Source organism: Bacteriovorax sp. HI3 (assembly GCF_059738875.1).
The window spans coordinates 114,778-135,982 of record NZ_AP026946.1; the positions used below are offsets into that span (position 1 = coordinate 114,778).

At 39.6% G+C, this 21,205-nt stretch carries 15 protein-coding genes; 14 read left to right on the plus strand and 1 reads right to left on the minus strand.

Annotated elements, in window-relative coordinates; genetic code table 11:
• The first annotated feature begins 50 nt into the window (after positions 1–50).
• Together AC6JA8_RS00570 and lepB are read left to right on the plus strand one after the other, a co-directional pair.
• Positions 51–1,499 carry a penicillin-binding transpeptidase domain-containing protein gene (locus AC6JA8_RS00570; protein ID WP_497975297.1) on the plus strand — a complete coding sequence of 483 codons (1,449 nt, stop codon included), beginning with the start codon at positions 51–53 and terminating at the stop codon, positions 1,497–1,499.
• Positions 1,471–2,277, plus strand: a complete 807-nt coding sequence (lepB, locus tag AC6JA8_RS00575; RefSeq protein ID WP_497975298.1) for a signal peptidase I — start codon at positions 1,471–1,473, stop codon at positions 2,275–2,277. Before AC6JA8_RS00570 ends, lepB begins: the two co-directional genes overlap by 29 nt.
• On the opposite strand, the gene AC6JA8_RS00580 is transcribed toward lepB, so the two are convergent.
• A complete protein-coding gene (locus AC6JA8_RS00580; RefSeq protein ID WP_497975299.1) occupies positions 2,274–4,646 on the minus strand; it encodes an endonuclease MutS2 in 2,373 nt (790 codons plus the stop codon). The two genes, lepB and AC6JA8_RS00580, sit on opposite strands and share 4 nt — an antisense overlap.
• On the opposite strand from AC6JA8_RS00580, the gene AC6JA8_RS00585 reads away from it, so the two are divergent.
• From AC6JA8_RS00585 to AC6JA8_RS00640, 12 genes are all read left to right on the plus strand, one after another.
• On the plus strand, positions 4,645–5,958 hold the full coding sequence (locus tag AC6JA8_RS00585) for a hypothetical protein (protein ID WP_497975300.1): 1,314 nt from the start codon (positions 4,645–4,647) through the stop codon (positions 5,956–5,958). The genes AC6JA8_RS00580 and AC6JA8_RS00585 overlap by 2 nt on opposite strands.
• A gap of 63 nt (positions 5,959–6,021) precedes the next feature.
• On the plus strand, positions 6,022–6,852 hold the full coding sequence (locus tag AC6JA8_RS00590; protein ID WP_497975301.1) for a hypothetical protein: 831 nt from the start codon (positions 6,022–6,024) through the stop codon (positions 6,850–6,852).
• Between the two features lie 6 nt (positions 6,853–6,858).
• Positions 6,859–11,166 (plus strand): hypothetical protein, encoded by a 4,308-nt coding sequence (locus AC6JA8_RS00595; RefSeq protein WP_497975302.1) that lies wholly within the window; start codon positions 6,859–6,861, stop codon positions 11,164–11,166.
• 181 nt (positions 11,167–11,347) lie between these two features.
• Positions 11,348–12,481, plus strand: a complete 1,134-nt coding sequence (locus AC6JA8_RS00600; protein ID WP_497975303.1) for a class I SAM-dependent rRNA methyltransferase — start codon at positions 11,348–11,350, stop codon at positions 12,479–12,481.
• 3 nt (positions 12,482–12,484) lie between these two features.
• Entirely contained in the window at positions 12,485–13,435 is a 951-nt protein-coding gene (locus AC6JA8_RS00605; RefSeq protein ID WP_497975304.1) for an AAA family ATPase, read from the plus strand.
• A 3-nt stretch (positions 13,436–13,438) separates the two neighbouring features.
• The gene (locus AC6JA8_RS00610; protein ID WP_497975305.1) at positions 13,439–14,284 is read left to right on the plus strand and encodes a DUF58 domain-containing protein; all 846 of its coding nucleotides are present in this window, start codon (positions 13,439–13,441) and stop codon (positions 14,282–14,284) included.
• Positions 14,281–15,057 carry a hypothetical protein gene (locus AC6JA8_RS00615; protein ID WP_497975306.1) on the plus strand — a complete coding sequence of 259 codons (777 nt, stop codon included), beginning with the start codon at positions 14,281–14,283 and terminating at the stop codon, positions 15,055–15,057. Before AC6JA8_RS00610 ends, AC6JA8_RS00615 begins: the two co-directional genes overlap by 4 nt.
• On the plus strand, positions 15,054–16,040 hold the full coding sequence (locus AC6JA8_RS00620; protein ID WP_497975307.1) for a VWA domain-containing protein: 987 nt from the start codon (positions 15,054–15,056) through the stop codon (positions 16,038–16,040). Before AC6JA8_RS00615 ends, AC6JA8_RS00620 begins: the two co-directional genes overlap by 4 nt.
• Complete coding sequence (locus AC6JA8_RS00625; protein ID WP_497975308.1) at positions 16,037–17,866, plus strand: vWA domain-containing protein; 1,830 nt, start codon at positions 16,037–16,039, stop codon at positions 17,864–17,866. The genes AC6JA8_RS00620 and AC6JA8_RS00625 overlap by 4 nt, the downstream gene beginning before the upstream one ends.
• Positions 17,866–19,578: a BatD family protein gene (locus AC6JA8_RS00630; RefSeq protein ID WP_497975309.1), complete on the plus strand. Its 1,713-nt coding sequence runs from the start codon at positions 17,866–17,868 to the stop codon at positions 19,576–19,578. The genes AC6JA8_RS00625 and AC6JA8_RS00630 overlap by 1 nt, the downstream gene beginning before the upstream one ends.
• Positions 19,575–20,510, plus strand: a complete 936-nt coding sequence (locus tag AC6JA8_RS00635) for a bifunctional riboflavin kinase/FAD synthetase (protein ID WP_497975310.1) — start codon at positions 19,575–19,577, stop codon at positions 20,508–20,510. Before AC6JA8_RS00630 ends, AC6JA8_RS00635 begins: the two co-directional genes overlap by 4 nt.
• Complete coding sequence (locus tag AC6JA8_RS00640; protein WP_497975311.1) at positions 20,503–21,204, plus strand: shikimate dehydrogenase family protein; 702 nt, start codon at positions 20,503–20,505, stop codon at positions 21,202–21,204. Before AC6JA8_RS00635 ends, AC6JA8_RS00640 begins: the two co-directional genes overlap by 8 nt.
• Position 21,205 lies beyond the last annotated feature (1 nt).

The window sequence follows — 21,205 nt, forward strand, 5'->3', positions numbered from 1 at the left end:
GTAGCTCATGCGCTAGTAATTGCATGGTAACTAAAACATGGATAAGTTTAGTGAAAAAGACGAACAGTAAGTTTGCCTTAGTTGTTACCACAGCGTTCCTCACTCTTTTTGTAGGTGGAACTGCTTTCAACATTTTTCAAGGTAAGTTTGGACAAAAACTCAATGCCGCTGAAGTGGAAAAGGAAGCGAAAGCTCCTGGTTTAACCCCACTCCCAGACGATTTAAGACTCTCAATCGACAGGACCTTTAAACAGGTTGGTAGCGATTGGCCTCAAACTCTTGATGTAGGCAAAAAGAAAGTAAAAATTGAATATGCATTCAATCCTCAGCTTGATGCGTATATTAAGAAGCTTTTAAAATCATACCGCTCAGACTATGCGACAGTTGCCGTTATTGATAACGAAACTGGTGAAGTCCTGGCCGCTGTAGGTGTTGAAGGAAAAACAAACAACATCGACAATAACCTGGTTTTAGCGAGCACTCACCCATCTGCCAGTTTAATTAAAATGGTTACGGCAGCTGAGCTTCTTCAAAATACAAAGGTTACAAGAGAGACGTCTTTTGATTTCCGTGGAAGAAGCACTACCCTTTTTAAATACCAATTAGATGAATCTAAAAGCAACCGTTGGGATAAGTCTCAAACGTTTGAGACAGCTTTTGCTAAATCAAACAATGTTATCTTCGGTAAAGCGGCCATCCAAAATATCAGCAGCGATAAGCTAGTGAGAATGGCGGAGAACTTTGGATTCAATCAACAGTTCCTTCCTGAATTTGATTTCGTTCAATCGCACATTGGAACAGCTGATGATGATTATCACCTAGCTGAACTTGCTTCTGGTTTTAACGACCAGACAGTTATCTCTCCTATTCATGGTGCGATGATGGCTTCAATCATTGCCAACAACGGGATGATGAGATCGCCAAAGATGATTACGAAGTTAGTGGATGCTTCGGGTGAAACTCTTTGGGAAAATAACTCGACAGAAAAACGCGTTCTATCAGCTGAGACTGCAAGACAAATGCAGGAGATGATGGGAATGACGATTGACGGTGGAACGGCGAGAAAGTCATTCCGTAAAATGAATAACGGTTATAAAAACGCACTTGATATCGGTGGGAAAACAGGAAGTATTACGGGTGGTAAACCATTCGGTAAGAGAGACTGGTTCTCGGCCTTCGCGATTCCTCGTGACCAAGAGCGTGGCAAAGGTATTTCGATTAGTGTCATGAACGTTAACGTTAAAAGATGGCACGTAAAATCGACAATGCTTGCTAAAAACATCATTGAGTATTATTACAATAACGTGAAGCCAGTTCCTATCACGATGGTAAAAATGCCAAGAATGGTTTCTGAAAACAAAAAGCGTAAGGCAAAAGTCTATAAAAGGAGTATTGCCAGTAGACCCTCAAAAAAGAAAATCGTCTCAGGAAAAAAAAGAAGCGCAATTAAAAAAGAAATAGGTAAACGCAATGAACGAAAATCAAACACCACAATCTAATGATCAGCTAGATCCGCATGCTGATTTGATGAAAAGTGTAGAGGCAGACCTCTCTAAAAAACAAAAGCTCATCAAAGAAATCAAATCGATCGCTATCATTATTGTAGCTGTTCTGACTTTCCGTTCGATGTTTTTTGAGCCTTTCAGGATTCCATCAGGCTCAATGATCCCAACTCTGATGATTGGGGATTTTATCCTGGTTAACAAATTTGCTTACGGACTTAAAGTTCCTTTCACTGATATGGTGTTTGGGGAAACAAGCTTCAACCCTATTTATATCGCTGGAAAAAGTGAACCAAAAAGAGGAGACGTCATCGTCTTCAAATACCCAAAAGATCTTTCGGTAAACTACATTAAGCGCGTTGTGGGCCTTCCTGGTGACACGCTGGAAATCAGAAACAAAGTAGTTTACATCAACGATAAGCCGATTGAGCCAAAAGAATTTGATGGAAAAGACATCATGGCCGATATGGACGACAAGTTTAAAGGCTACAATCTGAAATTCTATCATGTTAAGACTGGTGATGTTGAACACGTTATCCAACAAGACAATGACAACTACTATAAGGTCGACTACGACAAAGTAACAATTCCAAAGGACAGCTACTTTGTTATGGGTGATAACCGCGACTTCTCATACGATGCCCGTTATTGGGGATTTGTGACTCATGAACAAATCAAAGGTAAAGCAATGTTCGTATGGTTCTCTTTGATTTTCCCATTCGGGGAAAACCCAGCTAAGTTCCGTCCTTGGCGCATTGGAACTCCAATTAATTAAGAATAAATTTTAGTACACCCGTCATTGCCTTCGATGTTTTCCCATCGAAGGTCGCGGTGTTCTTTCCTTAAATAGCTTCTTAGCCAATTTTTAAGCACACCATCACCATGTCCATGAATGATAGTCACGAAAGGGATTTCCCCTGTGATAACTTCATCAATAGACTGCTCGGCGATCTTTTGAAACTCTTCCAGGCGCATTCCGCGGCAGTCGACTTCAATATCTCCACGAACGGACTTTTGGATATTGATACTGACTTTAGGTGCTGGTGGCCTTGAACCTGATGGGTAGCGAAGGGTAGATGGTGAAACCCAGACAGAAAGGGCCCCGTGCTGGATTTGAATTTCTTTTTTACGTGGGTTCGTGTTGAGAACCTTAACGTTCTTTCTAATGACAACAGAAAAAACCGTATCGTTAGTTTTGATTTCTTCAAACTCAATAGGGCGCATGTGAGCGTAGATATTTTCCGGGTCTTCTTTGTTTTTCTTTTCCGGAGCTTCTTTAATGAGTGCAGACTGAATGCCGCCAATTTCATTGTTGAGTGTGCGGCGGTTAGCTGTTTTCCCACTTTTTACATCATTAAGGAGAGTCTCCGCTTGATCAAAAAGCGATTTAATTTTTTTAGTGTAGTCCGTGATAATGCGTTCGCGCTCGAGGTAGAGAGTCCCTTCCATTGAAGACTTTTGATTTTTTAACTCAATGTTAAGCGTGCGGTTTTGGGCAAGTAACTTATCTAGGTCAATTTTCTTCTGTGAAAGCTCTTGCAGGAGAGTTTCATAGGTTACTTGTTTTTTATCTAAAAGATCTTTGGCCCTTTCGCTGATACCAGTTTTTAAACCGAATTTCTCAGAAAGATTTTCAAAAATTTTAAAAGCTAGTGAACTTCCTGGCTCACCTAGAATTAATTTATAAGTAGGGCGGTTGAGATCAAAATCATAACCCACGTGCGCTGAAACATAATCACCTCGAGAGTGCATAAATGTTTTTAGCACCTGATGGTGAGTTGAAAGAACAACTTTTGAATTAGAACGGCGATGGACTTCATCAAGGAAGGCAATCGCCAGAGCAGAAGCCTCTTCAGAAGATGTCGAATTGAAAATCTCATCGATAATAATCAGGTTCAGAGGACCAAGTGACTGTAGAAGTTCTAAGTAGTATTTTGATTCCGAGGCAAATGAGCTCAATCCTTCAGAAAGATTTTGATGATCATGGCTGAAATAAAATAAATCGCTTACAGGGTGAATGTCTGCGTGAACGGCCGGCACATACAGTCCTAAATGAACCATTAAAAGAGAAAGCGTAATCGATTTTAATGCAACTGTTTTCCCTCCGGTATTGGGACCAGAGATGATAAGACCTTTGTGCCCGGAATCCAGGAGGACATTATTTTTAATCGGTGCCTTTAAAAGCGGGTGATAAAGACCGTTAAACTCAAAATAGAATTTTTCATTGAGTGTCGGCTTTGAAAGACCAAGCTTTTGTGTGTATGTCGCTTTGGTGTTGAGCCAATCAAGGGCCAGGCTCCATTCGCTCATGAGTTTAAACTCGTCAGAGTAACCGTGAACAACCTTACTTAATTCAATCGTCAGTTTTAGAATCGTTGATTCGATTTCCGAGAGCAGGTGAATGCGTTTGTTACCTTTTTCTCTTACTTCATAAGGCTCAACAAAAAGAGTCATTCCAGATTGAGAGCGGGCGACAATTGGACCCAATTCAGAATTATAAGAGTCAGATCTCACTGCTAAAACATAGCGGTCATTGATGATATCAAAATTATCTAGCTGTAGTTTTGAAGAGTAGAGATCACTTTTAGCGGCCTTCTGAACGGTAATTCTCAGGTCATTTTCTAGCGCCAGAACTTCTGCATACAGTTTTTTTAAGACAGGATGTCTTTCGTAAGAGACATTCCCGCTGTGGTCTACAAAATCTCGTAAAGGATTAGTAAAGTAACGTTTGATTTTGGAAAGTTTATCTCTTTCAATGGTGTAGTTTTCTTCAAAAACCAGACTTGAGAAAAGAGGAAGGCATTCGATATAGCACTCAGCAATTTGCGCTAGAAAGTGCAGCTCGCGCGCTTCGAAAAACTTCTCGCGTTTGATATCCGGAATAAGTTTAAAGAATGTCTCACTCTCAGGCAGAAGGCGAAGTTTACTGTTGAATGACAGACTATAATCATCGTAATTGGCCAAGTAACCTTCAAGTAAATTGAGGTCACTTTGAATCATCGCAATGCTTCTTGCCGCAGGCGGAGCTTCTAATTTTGTTTTGGTTAATTCAAAATGTGATAAACTTGAGATGCTTGAGACAAGCATCGACCAGTCGAGGAGCTCGAGAGCTTCAGAATTACCATTGAGAAGATTAAGGGCCATGATACAGACTCACCAACAATTAAGACAAACTTCTCTCGAATATAACACTCTCTTTTCGAAAAATGAATTCTATCCGGTTCAAAAGGCCTACACTACACCTCATTTCCTGGTTTTGGGGCTCCGATTCCCAGGGCAGAACGTCGCTCTCTACATAGGGAGAGGAAACCAGTATGAAGGAATCTTCTTTTCCAATAAATTTCCCCCGTCTTATTTGAGGATTCAGGATCGTCTTTTAGACTATGTGAGAAAATATTTAGTGGGTGCTCGCTTGGGAAAAATGGAAGTCGATGACAATCATTTTTTATCGCTCTTTCATTTTAAAAATGAACACACCGATAATTCTTTTGCATTTGGTTACAAAGACCGTGGCCTGTTTTTTATCAAACAATCCAAAGAAGAGATATACACCAGCTGGAATGGAGAGACCTCAAAAGGAAAAAATATTACAGACCTGGTTGATCAGTTCCTGGGAAAGGCTTCCTCTGTAGATAATGCCAAACCTTCGAATTGGACACTCCTCAATTATTTTCAAGATGAAGAGAAGAAGGTGAGTGGAAAGCCTTTACAGAAAAAGAAAGAGAAGTTTCTGGAAAAGAAATTGGGTAATATCTCGCACGATCTTCACGACGTAGAAAAGTGGAAACTTATCGAAGAGGATCTTCTTTCGGAAGAAGGACTTAATCTTGCTGATCACCAGTCAGTGCTTCATGGACACAAAATTAAATTCTCTTCAAATTTAAATCAGTGGCAAAAACGCGATGTGGTTTTTAATAAGGTTAAAAAACTAAAAAAAGCGGAGGAGATTCTCAAGGGAAGACTTAAAGAAACAGATGAAGAGCTTTTTAAAGTTAAGCAAGGCGATTTTGAATTTGAAGTGACCAAGGAAAAAGCCATCGCACCACTTTGGCAGACAGCTTCTGCACAAAAGAAAAAAGAAGAAAGCGAATATAATGTAAAACATTTTAAGCTGAAAAATCTCAGTGGAGCTATTGCTCTGGATGCTGCCAGCAATGATTGGCTGCGCTCTCAGGGAGCAAAAGAGCATTATTGGTTTCATATTGAGAACTATACTGGTGCCCATTGCCTGGTAAAAACAGATGATCTTTCTAAGCTTAGTGGAGAGGATTTGTCGGCCATTGCTTCGATGCTAAGGGACTATTCAAAACTCACTATCAATGAGATACCCGTCATGTATAGTCAACTACAGCACGTAAAAGGTTTGAAAGGCGTGCAGGGTAAAGTTATCATTAAGAAGCCGAAATATTTGAGATGCAATTATATTAATTGGACAGAAATAATTACCATGGTCTAGGCCTGATTGCAGGCTGCGCCAGCACTCTATAGAATAGATATTATATTTAGGGGTAAAGTCAAAATGAAAACTTTCTTATTACTAACAGCTTCAATCTTCACCGTGTTTAACACGGTGGCATGGTCGCAGACTAAAATTGAAGAAATTGAACAATATGAAATTAGAAATTATGATCCACAAAAAAGTGGTCTGAACGATTTAGTTTTTGAGGCCCGTATTGAAAAGCTAGTCGATATTTTGAATAAAACAGGAAACTTCGGAAAGTTAACTGATGTTTATTTTAAAATTTATTGGCTTTCACCATCTCAGTACAAAATTGAAGTAATGGGCTTACCAAAAGGATTCCAGGAAGTGCGCGATGATTTAGCAGCACTCATTAAAGGAAAGCTGGAGTTCATCATTCCTGAGAGATTCTCTGAGAAATTCAAAGGCTACACGCTCAAAGCTGCGCCAATTGCCGATGGTAAACTCATCAAGGCCATCGATGATACATACACTATGGCCGTGCCGGAAGTAGATATCACTTTTGATAAAACAGGTCGCTTGAAAACAGTAGAAACCAATGTTGCTTACTCGCAGGTTAGGACAGAATTTTTCCAGACGCCAAAGTCGTGGAGTAATAACAAGCTTGTTATGGATAAGATCGTTACAACTACGAAGCAGGGAACTGCTGTTGCAACGACAACAAATACAGTAGAGTATGCGACTTTTCAAGGAATGGGTTTTCCCGCAAAGGTTACAGTTAAAAACGTAACTGAAGCAGTGATACCGGCCCATGGAAAAGAAAAAGAGAAAAAAGTAAAAAGTGAATCGGGTTCAGTTATTCGTTTTTCAAATTATGAAGTGAATACAGGTAAAGCACAACGCTTTATGAATGAAGGCTTAAGAAGATAGGTTTATTTGAAGTTAAAGGTAAAACACCTCACTAAAAGCTTGTTAGCAGTTTTAGTACTGCTGAATTTCTCTTGTTCAAAACAAGAAGCGCCAAGCATTGATGGTGGTGAAGTTGCCACTCAGCAGGAAATTGAAAGACTCGAAGCTTGTAGCCAGGTTAATTTCAATAAAGGAGTTCTGCTTCACCAGAACGTTCTGATGCTCTTTAAATGTACTAAGTGGTCAGAAGAATTCCCGTCAATGTATCAGTCGATTAAAAGAGTTCAAGGTTCTTCATGGAACCACTTTATGGCCCCGATAGATAAAGAGTTCGTTGAAAACCTTTCTCGTCGAGATAAAGTTTTTAGAAACATCAAAGAGCTTGATTCAAAAAATGGCCTGGATGACTTAAGTCGTGTTTTAGTCGCTCTTAATGAAACAAACTTTTTTGACTCAGTTAAGACCATGCTTAAGTGTGTGGATAATCCATCGGAAGACATTTGTCAGGATCGCCTGGCCAATATTCCGACAAAACGTTCATTAAAAAATATTATTAGATTGGTAGATACTCCTCCAGAGACAATTGACCGAGCTTCAATGGTGGTGAAGAGTCTTACTCAGGCGATTAGTGCAACTGATGAAGAAAAGCTTCGTGCAGAAGTTAATAAATTCAAAACAGACCCACTTTTTATCGCTCTTCGCTTAAGGCTGGTTGATGCCATTGCTGATAAAGTAAAAAAGGGACTGGGACAAGAGGATCGCGAGTTTTTACCAAAAGTACTTTTAACTGGAAATAAAAATGGGCAGCCGTGGATTTACGGATGGCTTAATGATGTAAAAATGTCTCGTGAGAAATTCAGAGACTTAGTAGAATACCCGATTCTGGCCAATCCAATTTTTGTTGGAGAGATCAAAGGTTTAAAGCAAGCTTATGATGAAGGTTTTAATTGCACGATTAAAAACACAATGGATCCAAACGAGTTGGTTGAATTTAACTTCAAAACTCACCTAGCCGATTATGTCACAGTTTTAAGAACAAGAGATTACAAAGCTTATTATGATTACTCTGCTTCGGCGATTGTCGGTCTTAAGATGTCGACTGAAGTTTGTCGAGAGCTTCAGACGAACAAGTATGATGTCAACTTCATAAAGATGATGACTAATCTTTCAACCTTTTTGGGCGAAAAGAAATTCTATGATTTAATTAAATTCCTGGCCGTTCACACAACAGCGAAAGGGGATCTAGATAAGACTTTTGCTGAAAACCTTTACCTTTTTGACATTATCGCTAGTGATTTATTCTCAAATGCCAATACATTAAATGAACAGATTATTAAGCGCACTCGCGATTTTTATCCAGTGCTTTTTGATGTTGTTCAAAAGCTACCACCAGAAGCCTACATCAATCTGGGTGAGCTTTCTCAAGAGTTTTTAAAAGAAGAGTACGACCCTAAATTTAAAGGTGTAGCAGACTTCTGGAGTTTCTTTAACCCAACAGAAAAAAACTTCGTCTTTAACTTTGTTGACCGCCACTTTGAAGGCGATACACAGTTTGTTCTTCTGTTTGATTTTTACACTAAATTCATGGATGACATCAGAGATGTTCAACCAGTATTTAAAGACAAATGGATGGGGTCGGAAGCGGACGAAGAAATGTCTTACCTGTCTCTTCAGGATATGTTTAACCAGTTTGCCGGAAAGGAAACACTCGCAGACTTTAAGCGTTTTTTTGGTAGAGATCAGATCCTAAAAGTTTTGGAAGTTATTTCTAATGGATCAAATATCAATGCCTCGGCCAAAGAAGAATTAGCCTATCGAAAAGCTGATGAGTATGTGACTCGTTCACGTATGGAGCGCTACAAGTTTAAAGTTGTTTATGATCCAGGAAATGATCCAGACTATGACACTAAAGCCGTCGTTGAATGTATGCAAAAGTTCAGTGAGCTTGAGAATGGATTCTATCAGCTGGTCAGAAGACTTCCTGTGGCCTGTACAAAGGTTACTAGTGAGAACATAGCCTTTAGAATGTTTGGCTGGATGAATTCAATTGAAGAGACTTATAAAGAGTTTAATCCAGGTTCGGGAAGTGAAGACACTATCTTAAGTGAAAAAGGCTTAATGAGTCCCTACATGCTCAATACGACTCTGGGAACTGCAAACATTCTCAATACACTCCTTGGAGATGTTAATTCTCAATTGCCAACGAAAGATGGTGTTCGTTATTTAATGACGGCAAGCCGTTACCATCTTGAAGATAAAAAAGCGGCCGCTTTAATTGAAAAGAATTTAGACTGGCTGACAAGATGGCTAAATGTGAAACCTGAAGAAAACCAGATTCACAGAAATGCGATGCTTAAGACATTTACTCGCGAACAGAATTTTGCTTATGCAAATACTGTTTCAAAAAATGCTGCGACGTTAATGACTAATTACTCTGATTGGGTGAAGAGTGGAAAATTGGCCAAAGCTCAAACGGCACTTTCTGGAACTTATGACCCGGCCTTTGATTGTGAAAAAGTGATCAATCAATTTGTAGCACCGAACGCATGCCCCTCAAAAGACTTTGTAAAAGAGCGCACCATTAATATTGCTAAGTACCTGGCAACTGTTTGGGAAAAAGAGCAGGGGACAGCTGTTAATCAACTTCTTTTAGCTTTAAAGCCTGGTGAAGGATTAAACATTCCACTCTATGGAAAGAAGACGAAAAAATACCGCATGACTTTAAAGGAAACAATGAAGTACATGTATGATACGAGTGATAAAGACTTGCCGGTTAACCGTATCAAAACGACTTATGTAAATAAGAATGGAAAGACATCAACGGAAACTCTAACTGTTCTGGAAAGAGTGGAAGTTGTTATCCGCGATGTGCGTTTTGGAAACAACTATCTTGGAGTAGCTTTCTTAAATGCGGTTACACAAGCTGACGATTACAATGATGAAGTCGATAAGAGAAAAGGACTTCTTTCAAAGTGTCTTAAAATCCCAGGTGTGCGTTGTGGACGCTCAATGAGTGATAGTGATCTTCGCGAAGGAAGAAATGCGCTTGAAACTTTTGATTCTCTTTTGGATGTAAACAATGGTCGAGGCTTAGAAAAACGCCTGACTTATGGAAATTTTTTAAAAACTTTTGAGCAAACGCTGGTTGCTTCTTCAGCAAAAAAAGCACAGGAAGTTCAGCTCTTTCCATTAAAAGATGAATATCTTGTCCAGCATAACGGACGTGTCCTGGGTGAAATGACTGCGATGAATATGTGGTCTAATGTTGCCCGAGTTATCCGCGACAGAGTTGGTAGAACGAGAGCAGACTTTGATAAGTTTATCGAAAGTGAGCGCATGAATCGTGTAAACGATGCACTTCTTTATGGGTTTGATCTGCCACAAGCAGCTCCTTCAGCTGAAAGGTTGTTAAGAAAAGTTCTTGCGGTACAGGCCGGTGAAAGCCAAAACATGATTGGACAAACTGTCGATTGGGCCGCTTCACTAAATTACAATGACAGTCGTTTAGTTGAAGACACGATCGCCAGAATACTTCTGGTTGGTGCTTATCTTGGAACTCCGGATGTTGTCTTTGGGACGACTCCAAAAGATGAATCCCAATACGCTCGTTACAAGAACAACAATTTGTTGCAAATATTCCTGGCCCTGGAAAAGTTAGTCGATTATTACCCGACCCTTAAAAATTACATGCCAACAGATATGAAGTTAATCGATGCCTTCAGACCGCTTAATACGGCGCTGACTTTCTTTATCGAGTCTCTTGAATCAACTAAGATTCCAGAAAAGAACACGGCTTACCTGGTGTTAAATGATGCCTTCAATATTCTGCAAACAGTGCTTTTTGATGAGCAAGCAGACCCAAGATTAGCAGGCAATACAGGTAAAACAGTAAAGGGATTAGATTTACTTTTAGGGGGACTGGAAAACCCTAAATTTGTCGCTCAGACTTATTTCTTAATCCGCGACGATTACCGCTATCTCGATGTTCTGCATGAAAACCAGGCTTCATGGTTTAAGGCCGTAGGTCTTAACCTGAATAGAGTGGCCAATGCTGAGCGAGTGGACCTGACTCCGATCAGAGATTATATGAACTTTACGACAAAGAACGTGGTTTGCACGGGAAGAGCTACGGATTGCCCGGCCAATTACCACTTCGATGAAATGGCCAATGTTGTTAAATACCTCAATAAGAAATCATCTAGCGGTGAAACTTACTTCAAAGTGGCCACACGTAAGCTATTAGTCGAAAACTTTGATCAACTAACCCGTATGATTGATGACCTTATCCCAGCGCTTAAGATCAAAGAAGTGAAGCCTCCTTTTAAACTTAACTGATTCAATCAATTAAAACATTTCCCTTCCTTGTTGAAGAAAAATAAACTCCTTCTATACTATAGAGATAACAGTATTTTATCTTCTCTCGAGGCCAGCTCTGAAAGCACTAATTCTCCAAAACAAGTCTTCTCTGAAAGTCGCTCGTGGTGAGCGCGAACTCTCTGAAAAGGATCTTTTTGAAATGCCAAAAGGTCTTCGTCCAGGTGAGTGGGTGATCATTGAAGATCAACAGGCCAAAAAAAATTACATCGCATACATCAATCCGTATGCTGAGAGTTTTTATAAAATCAAAATTCTAAAAGAAGACGTTCAGAAAAAAGTGAACGTGAAAACAGATGAAGAGACTCTTGCTAAAGAAATCATAATCGAACACTTGCAAACTGCTTTTAGAAAAAGAGATTTTTTTCTCGACTACAATCACGGAGCAAGACTTGTCTACGGAATGAATGATGCCCTTCCTGGAATCATTGTGGATAAGTATCAAAAATATATTTTTGCACAAATCAACACTGCGGGAATGGATAGATTTCGCGATTTAATTAAAGGTGAAATCATTAAGCACTACCCAGATCAAAAAGTTCTTTTTTTTGATAACCCTGAGTATCGCAAAGCTGAAGTTCTGCCAATTCATGAGCCAGAAAAAATCAATGAAGACCTGGACGTTTTAGAAAATGGTCTGAAGTATAAAATCACTCAGCAGGTTATGCAGAAGATTGGTTATTACTACGACCACCGTGAAAACAGAAGCAAGCTGGCAAACCTTCTAAAGCGTACAGCATTTGCTAAAAAAACAGGCCTTGATTTATTTTCTTACGTAGGAAGCTGGGGACTGCATATGCTTTCGGCCGGCGTGGAACACGTAGAGTTTGTCGATCAGGGAAATATGGAAGAAGTCACAACCAATCATTTAAAGATGAATGGTTTTGAAGGGAGAGGAAAGTTCACGCGTTCAGACGTCTTTAAGTTTATCGACGCCTCTATTGCGGCCGGAAAAAAATACGATGTTATCGTTAGTGACCCTCCAGCATTCACTAAGTCTGAAAAAAATAAAATCACAGCACTTCAGGGATATGAAAAGCTTCATTTAAAGACGATGAAACTTCTTAATGATGAAGCGATAATGGTAGTAGCGTCTTGCACTCACCATGTGAACTATGAAGAGTTGGATAAGACAGTTCAGGATGCAGCTCTTAAGAACTCACAAAAAGTTCACCTGTTGGATTTAGGAGCACAGGGCTTCGATCACCCATTCAGTGGATTTAACGATAAAAGTTTTTATATTAAATATTTAGTTTATTTTGTTTGTAGAGGGTAATTTATGAGCACGGAAGTTCGCGCACGCATTAATGAAGCACTTAAAGAGGCCAAGGGAATTATCTTTGGACAGGATAATTTGCTGGATGCGATTATGGCCTCACTGATTTGTGAAGGTCACTTATTGATTGAAGGGATGCCGGGATTAGGTAAGACTCTTTCGGTATCAACCATTAGTAAGCTCTGTGATCTTTCTTTTAAAAGAATCCAGTTCACACCCGATCTTCTGCCATCGGATCTTATTGGGACGATGATTTATAGCCAGAAGAACGAAGAGTTTAGTACCAAATTCGGGCCGATTTTTACACAACTTCTACTTGCCGATGAGATCAACCGTGCGCCGGCAAAAGTTCAGGCAGCGCTTCTAGAGGCCATGGCCGAAAAACAAGTAACCATCGGGGATGAAACTCACAGGCTTTCTTCTCCATTCGTTGTACTTGCGACTCAAAACCCAATTGAGCAAGAAGGAACATACCAGCTTCCAGAAGCTCAGCTGGATCGTTTCATGATGAAGGTCAACGTAGATTACCCATCTTTTAAAGCAGAAAAAAATATCCTGGATTTAAAAAAGAGTGCTCTCAATAAACTTGAAGCAGTTCTTTCAACAGATGACTTGATTACAGCTCAAGAGATTGTTGAAAACATTTATGTAGACGAAAAAATTAAAGACCTGATTGTTAAAATTGTTCACGCGACAAGACCAGGCTCAGAGTTTTTCCCGAAAGAATATAATGGAGTGATTCTTTCAGGAGCTTCACCAAGAGCTGTTATCTGGCTTTATAAAGTTTCAAAGTTCATGGCCTTTATGGATGGAAAAGACTTTGTTACTCCTGATCACATTTTAAAGGTTGTCCCAAGTATTCTTGGGCATAGATTGATTCTTTCATATGAAGCTTCAATTGATAATTTTAAGGGAGCGGATGTCGCTCTAAAGATTGCTAAATCGCTAGTGTAATTTATGAATATTAACGAAGTCAGAAAAGTTGTCGGTAAACTTCGCGCCAATCTCTTTAGAAGGGCGAACTCCCATTCTATTGGGATGTTGAAGACCAACATTAAAGGAACTGGACTTCAATTTAAAGAGCATCAGGTTTATACCTTTGGTGACGATATCAGATTCATTGACTGGAAAATCCTTGCTAAAACCAGCAATCCTTACGTCAAAACATTTAATGAAGAAAGAAATGTTGAGATCGTTGTCGTTATTGATGCTTCATCAACAATGATGACTGGTTTTAATGGAGTTTCAAAACTTCAGGCCGCCATTGAAATTTGTTGTTTGCTTTATCTTCTAGCAAAAGAAACGAATGACTTTGTTCACGCCCTTATTGTAACAGATGAGGTTATTAACGTGCCTAAACTTTCAGGGGATAAGGGGATCACGCACTTGATCTCGACACTGGAAGAGAAAAAGATTCTGACGAGCAAAGGAAAAATCAACACAGAAAGGCATTTTGAAGAGAATGTGGATAGTAAGCAAAAATATATCTCAATCATGAAGCATTTAAGTAGAAAGAGAGAAATCATTCTTTTATCTGACTTCAATGACTTTGTAGACAGCGAGATCTTAAAGAAACTATTAGTCCGATCAAATGTTCACTGTTTCCAGCTTCTCTCTCCGTTAGATGAAGCAAAGACATTGCCTTACTCACTTCATGCTTCATCCGGTGCAAAGACCAGATCGACAGTGGGGAAGTATGACTTTTCCGGAAAAAAAGACTTAAACAATGAATTTGGAAAACGCTTTAGACGTCTGCGAATCCAGGAGAAATACCTGGAAAATTTTGTAAAGGAGATGAGATGAAAACAATCTACTCCTTTTTAGTTGTTCTCTTTTTAATGATCAACACTGTGTGGGCCCAAACTATTAACAGTGAATTCCTTCCATCACAAAATATCGGCCAGCTTAAGGAAGGAGATATTATTGAAGCCACTATTCGCGTGTGGCCAATTGAAAACGCCGATCTTTCTCAATTTAAAAAACTAGAAAAAGGCACCCTATTTAACGCTTTTTACCTGGCTCAAATTACGAGCCTTGCTCCTTCACCAAATAATGCCGATGTTGTCGAGCTCAAAGGGCTTTTTATTGTGAAGTCCACAAAAGTAGAGCCGATCTATGCGCTAAAGTACAATGAATCATTAATTGAACTTCGCTCTGGTGACGTCAAAGTCACTCCACTTGGGGATAAAAGCCAGGACTTTTACATCTTAGATCAGTCGCTCGATTCATCAAAGCTTTGGATGATTCTCACAGGAGCTGGAATTGTGCTTTTAATTTTAGGGTTTGTTAAGAGACAAAAGATTAAAGAATTTTTAATTAACCTTAAACCTGATCAGGCAAAAAAAGATAGAAAGAGATACGACGAGCTTTTTAGAGTGGCGAGTAAACGAGAAGATTTTGAAAAGCTTTATATCGAAAAGAACAAGTGGCTGGCACTGCTTCCTGATAAAGCCCCAGCGCATTTAGAGTTTTTAAAAATACTCAATCAGTATCAGTTTAAAAAAGACTGGAACAATGAAGAGCTAAACGAAGTGAGGGCCTCTTTTGATATTATCAGAAGGAGCTTTGAGAAATGAGTTTGAATTACGAATTCCAACATATTCATTACGCCATCTGGGGAGCCGTTGGTTTAATCTTCTGGATTATTAGCTTCTTTTATATTTTTAAGAAACCTCAGCTTTTTATTCCAAAGAAGTACAAAAAGAAGGGATTTCCTTTCTTGCGTTCAGTCTTCTTCTTGGTTGGTGTGGCCGGATGGTTATACATTGCTTTTGCTCTGGCCGGACCAAGGCGTCCGATGGGGATGGATAAAAACACGATTGAAGTTAACGATATTTTTGTCGTTTTGGATTTGTCGCGCTCAATGTTGGCAGAAGATTTAAAGCCGAATCGTTTTGAAGCAGCTAAACAAAAGATTCAAGAGTTCGTTTCACTATTTCCACAAGATAGAATTGGGATTGTTATTTTTGCGGAGAAAGTTTTTACACTTCTTCCTCTTTCAACAGACCTTAACTTGATTAATAAAATGGTGGCTCAAATTAAACTGGGCGCTCTCGGTGATGGAACAAATATCGGCGATGCCCTGGCCTTAGGTGTTGGGCGCCTTCTTCAGTCGTTGGCAAAAAATAAAGTTATTATCCTGCTGACAGATGGAGTGAGTAACGTCGGGACATTGACTCCATTGCAAGCGGCGGAGATGGCGGCTGAGCAAAAGATCAAAATCTACACGATTGGTATCGGTGGTGCCCGCGACGCTAGAATCCCGGTTGGACCAAATATGTTTGGAGTTCAGCGCTACCAAATGATTCCGGGTGGAAGTGTTGATGAAAAGGGTCTTCAAGAAATTGCTAAATTAACTGGCGGGAAGTTTTACATGGCCCGCGACAACCGTGCGTTGGAAAACGTACTAAAAGACATTAACAAATTAGAAAGAACTCAGATCGAGCAAAGTGGGAAAATTATTTATGAAGAACTATTTTTTAAGTTCCTTCTTAATGGAGTTCTTCTTTTAATTGGAGCTGAGCTTGGTCGCCGCCTGATTTTAAGGGAGGGTCCATGAATTTTGTTAATACCCAATACCTTCCGCATATTCTTGGTGGAGCTCTGGCCTTTGCTCTTTTACTGGCGTTTCTTAACCGCAAGTATTTTAACTGGGTAAAGACTTATTGGTTTTTTGAAAGAAGTTGGATGAGCAGATTATCTGCATTTTTCTATATAGCGAGCATCTTTTTAATGCTGGCCTCTCTTTTAGACTTAAGAGGACCGGAAGAGAGAGTGAAGTCAGTCCTTCCAGATCAAAGAACAATCATTATACTAGATAGCTCTGCCAGTATGCTGGCCGAAGATGTGCGCCCGAGCCGTTTTGGAAAAGCGATTCAGCTTGCCCGCCACTTTGTTAAAAATGCGGCCGGACATCAGATTTCAGTGGTTCTTTTCTCTGATATCCAAAAACGTCTGATTCCTTTTACTGACGATGTCGATCTTTTGGATTCAAGATTAGCTGCGATGGAAAAGACTAATTCTGTTTCCGGTGGATCAAATATTTCTCAAGCGATTGCCGAAGCCGTTGGCTACTTTGATTTTGAAGGTGATAAAAAATCAGCAGTAGGTAACATCTTGGTTTTTACAGATGCTGAAGAAAGCGAAGATGGAATGGATGTTGAGCTTGGAAACAATATCAACCTTGCCGTTGTAGGGATTGGAACAGCAAAAGGGGGAAATATTCCACTTCGCTGGGACGATGGAAGCTTTAGAGGTTATAAAACTCAAAAAGGTGAGCCGGTCACAACAAGGCTTGATGAAAATTACATCAAAAAAATTGGAAAGAATGTTAAGAATTATAAGTACTGGATCGCCAATTCATACTCTCTTCCAACAGAAGATATCCTAAACTTTTTCCGCGGAACTTATAACAAGGCCCATGGAAAAGGAGATATGAGAATTCGTCCGGTCTTTTCACATTTAATTTTAATCCCCGCCATTATTGTTTACTGCGTGTCGGTTGTTTTTGGGCGCTTTGGAAGTTTTAAAAAGATTGTCAGTATCGCCCTTCTTCTTGTTTCTTTCCTCGGAGGAAATACCGCCCAGGCCCAGGAAGAAGAACAAAAACAAACGAAGCAACTTCCGGCCGCTCTATTAAGAGATATGGACAAGATGAAGAAAGGGAAGGCCAATCGCAAAGAAGTATTAAAAATTGCCGAGAACCTCATGAAAAACAATGAGGACCAAAGGGCCAGTGAACTTTATAAAGAATACGCCAAAAGTAATGATGAGCAGGAAGTTCTATTTAACCGTGCGACCGCTCTTTTAAAGACCAACCAACTTGATGAGGCGATGCCACTTATTCAAGAAGTTTTTAAAAATGCCAAAGACGAAGAGATTAAAAATCGTATGCGGCACAACATTCTCCTGACTATGAATCAGAGCGGAGGAAAGAGTAAGGACAAAAACGATAAACAAGACAAGAAAGATAAAGAAGACAATAAAGACGATAAGGGCAAAGAAGGAAAAGAGGGTCAAGAAAAAGACGACCAGAATAAAAAAGACGATAAAGGTAAAGAAGGCAAAAACGGCAAAGAAAATAAAGATAACAAAGATGGCAAAGGAAGCCAGGATCAAAATAAGAAAAAAGACGAGAGCGAAGGCAAAGATAAAGACGATAAAAATAAAAAAGATCCTAAGGATCTCGATAAACCAGATCGCCCAGAGCCTACAAAGCCTCAGTCTTTAGAAGAAAAAGAAAAAATGATTGAGCAGAAACGCCGAATGGTAAAGACTCCGGCAATGGTAAAACAAATCATGAGTGATGACCGCGAACTGCAAAAGAAGATGATGGATACCTCAACCAATGAAAGAGGCTCATCTAAACCAAAGAGAGATTGGTAATGAAAGTTATAATGCTATTAATGTGCCTGTTGTTTTCCTTCGTTGTTAAAGCAGAGGATGTCGAAGTTGAAGTGGAGCCCAAAGAAGGCGTCATCAACGAGAGCTTTTTTGTCACGTTCAAAATTAAAGCTTCAGGAAGCGAAGAGCCTTATATTTCCTTCACACCATACGGAGCTTCTGTTTTAGGAAAAAGATCTCAAGGTCTTTCTATCTCAACGGTTGTCATCAACGGAAAATTCACTACAACTAAAGAGCAAGCTGTCGTTTATGAACTTCAGGCCGAAAGGTCTGGGCAGGTTTACCTAAGAAATATCAAAGTTGAAATGAATGGCAAGACTATTCCAGTTAAAGAAGTGCGAATCAACGTCTTAAGTGAGCCAAGAAGAATCCCTGATGCTTTCATTGAAGCAGAAGCTTCTAAGACCAAGGTTTATCTTGGTGAAGGATTGGATGTTAATTACTATTTATATTTTAAAAGCTCAATTGCGGCCAATGACGTTAAAGAGTTTCCTAAGTTAAATAAGTTCATTAAAAGATTTCACCATATCAATTCGCCGGTGGAAACGGTTCAGTACAAAGGGCAAGTGCTAAAGAGAATCCTGGCGTATTCGGCACGTCTGTATCCGGAAAAAACCGGAACGGCCGTCCTTGATCCGATGAAGATTTCAGTTCAGGTTTATGAAAATGATTATAGCGGCTTTGGGTTCAACCAGCGCGCTAGAAATAAAGACCTTTCAAGTTCTCGCGTGGAGATCGAAGTGCTTCCTCTGCCAACTGAAGGTGTGCCGGCAAGTTTCACAGGTTTGGTAGGAGAGCATGAGTTCACACTATCTGTTCCAAAATCAAAATACCTGGTTAATGAGCCAATTGAAATTAAGCTGGAAGCAAAAGGTAAGGGGGCGCTGGAAAATCTGGATGCACCGGTGATTTATGCTGATAATAACCTGGAGCAATTCGACACGAAATCAGAAGTGACAGAGATTGGGACACAGGCCGCGAAAAAGCTTTTTGAATACACTCTTCTTGCTCGAGGTCCAGTTAACATTGCTGCTAGAGACTTAGCGCTCTCTTATTTTGATCCATCGTCTGGAAGATACATTGAAAAGAAAGTTTCTATTCCTGCTTTAGAGGTGAGTGGAACGGCCATGGCGAGCACGGGCACAGGTGGGAATAAACAAGAAGCTTCGCAAACTCCTGAGGCCCAAGGTTCTAATGACAACAATTTCTTAAATAACCTCTTTGCTAAAAATACGAAGACGGTTGAGAAAAATGCCATTGGCCTAGTGGCGCCAAGCTTTAAGTCTCAAGGGCGCTGGTTTGACCGCGGCTTTATGGTATTAAATAGCATCCTAGGTTTTGCCCTGGTCATCATCGGACTTCAATGGGGGCTTTCGGGAATGAAGTCTTCAGGTCCTTCTGATCTTCACAGCTTGATTAAGCGCGACGTGAAGATGTTAAAGAAAAAAGGCCTTAATTACTCTGAGCTTTATAGGGTGCTTGCGGCCCTGGATAAAACAAATAAGATGTCGTCGGGTGGTATTTCAATTATAAATGTTATAAATGAAAGTAACCTTAAACCGGAATCAAAAGAGTACTTTAGAAACGCTCTAAGCTTCACGGAAGGTGGAACCTACGCCCAGTCGAGACATTCTAGTGGGCGCAACATTGTGTTTGAGAAAAAACACTTTGATGAACTGATGAAGAATATATGATTGTTGTAAAAGACCTCAAAGAACTTAAAAACGTTTATAACGAAAATAAAATCAATGTGACGATTGGAAATTTTGACGGTGTTCATCTTGGACACAGAGAGTTTCTTGCTCACATCAAAAAAGACAGTGTTCAGGACCATGCCAAATTCGTGGTTGTGACTTTTGTCCCACACCCGTTACAAATTCTTAAATCTCATACAGGTTTTTTAATTAACACTTATGCAGAAAGAAGAGAGCTTTTAGCAGAATGTGGAGTGGACTATCTCCTGGAAATTGATTTCACCAGAGACTTCAGCACACTTTCACCAGAGGCTTTTTTAGATAAATTTATTTTTTCTTTTGATGGTATTGCCAAGATCTATCTAGGACATGATTTCGCTTTTGGGGCCAATAAGTCGGGTGATTTTCATGTGGCCAAAAATTTCTGTGATTCAAGAAAGACGTCACTTATTCTGCAACAAGAATTTAAAGTAAAAAGTTCTCCTGTCTCTTCGACAGAAGTCAGAACGGCAATCCAATCAGGAAGTATTGAAAAAGCCAATGATCTCCTGGGGAGAAATTACTTTCTTTCTGGAAGAGTTATTAAAGGCGAAGGGCGTGGAAAGAAAATTGGTTTTCCTACGGCCAACTTAGGTTATGACAAAGAATTAATTATTCCGGCCAAAGGCGTCTACGTTACCCAAGTTAAAATTAAAGATATGGTTTATAACTCAGTCACAAATATTGGAGTCAATCCAACATTTAATACTGGTTATGATATTCATGTTGAAAGCCATCTTTTAGATTTTACTCATGATATTTACGGCGAAGAAATCCGCGTAAGCTTCATTAAAAAACTTCGCGACGAAAAGAAATTCCCAAGCGTCAATGACCTGGTCACTCAGATTAAAGCTGATGCTGATCTGGCAAGAGACTACTTTAAACATGAATAAGTTTGCACTGGTAGGAAAAGATATAGCTCATTCCCGTTCGCCGGAAATGTACAGGAAGCTTATTTCTCCAGCTGTTCACTATGATCTACTCGATTATAAAAATGAAAGTGATATTCCCAAGGCCAGTGAGCTTCTGTCGAAATACGATGGGATCAATATTACTTCTCCTTATAAAAAACATTTTCTTTCAGAAGTAGAGTTAACAGAATCTGCTAAAAATTTAGGTGCCATCAATTGCTTAAAAAAAGGAAAAGATAAAATCTGGGGAGAAAATACTGATTACCTGGCAATCGTTGATATCTTAAAAGACTTTCAGACTAAGTACGGACAACTTGAAATTGTCATTCTTGGGGATGGAGTTATGTCAGTTGTCGCTCAACAAGCTCTCAAAAATCTGCAATTATCTTTTCATTTGTTATCTCGAAAATTAACAAAGGATTTTAATCAACTTAATTTAAATGATTATTTTCATGAAAAAAACGGCAGGCCATTGATCATAAACACCTGCGCTCGGGAGTTTGTTTTTAACGGAAATCTTCCAATAACAGCTCTTTTTTGGGATTTTAATTACAATTTCCCTCCTCATTCATCACAATTGCCTGCTAAAACTCATCAATACACAGATGGACTCGAAATGCTTGAGCGACAAGCTTTTTATGCTGTAGCATTTTGGTCTGATCGTAAGTTCTCCTAAT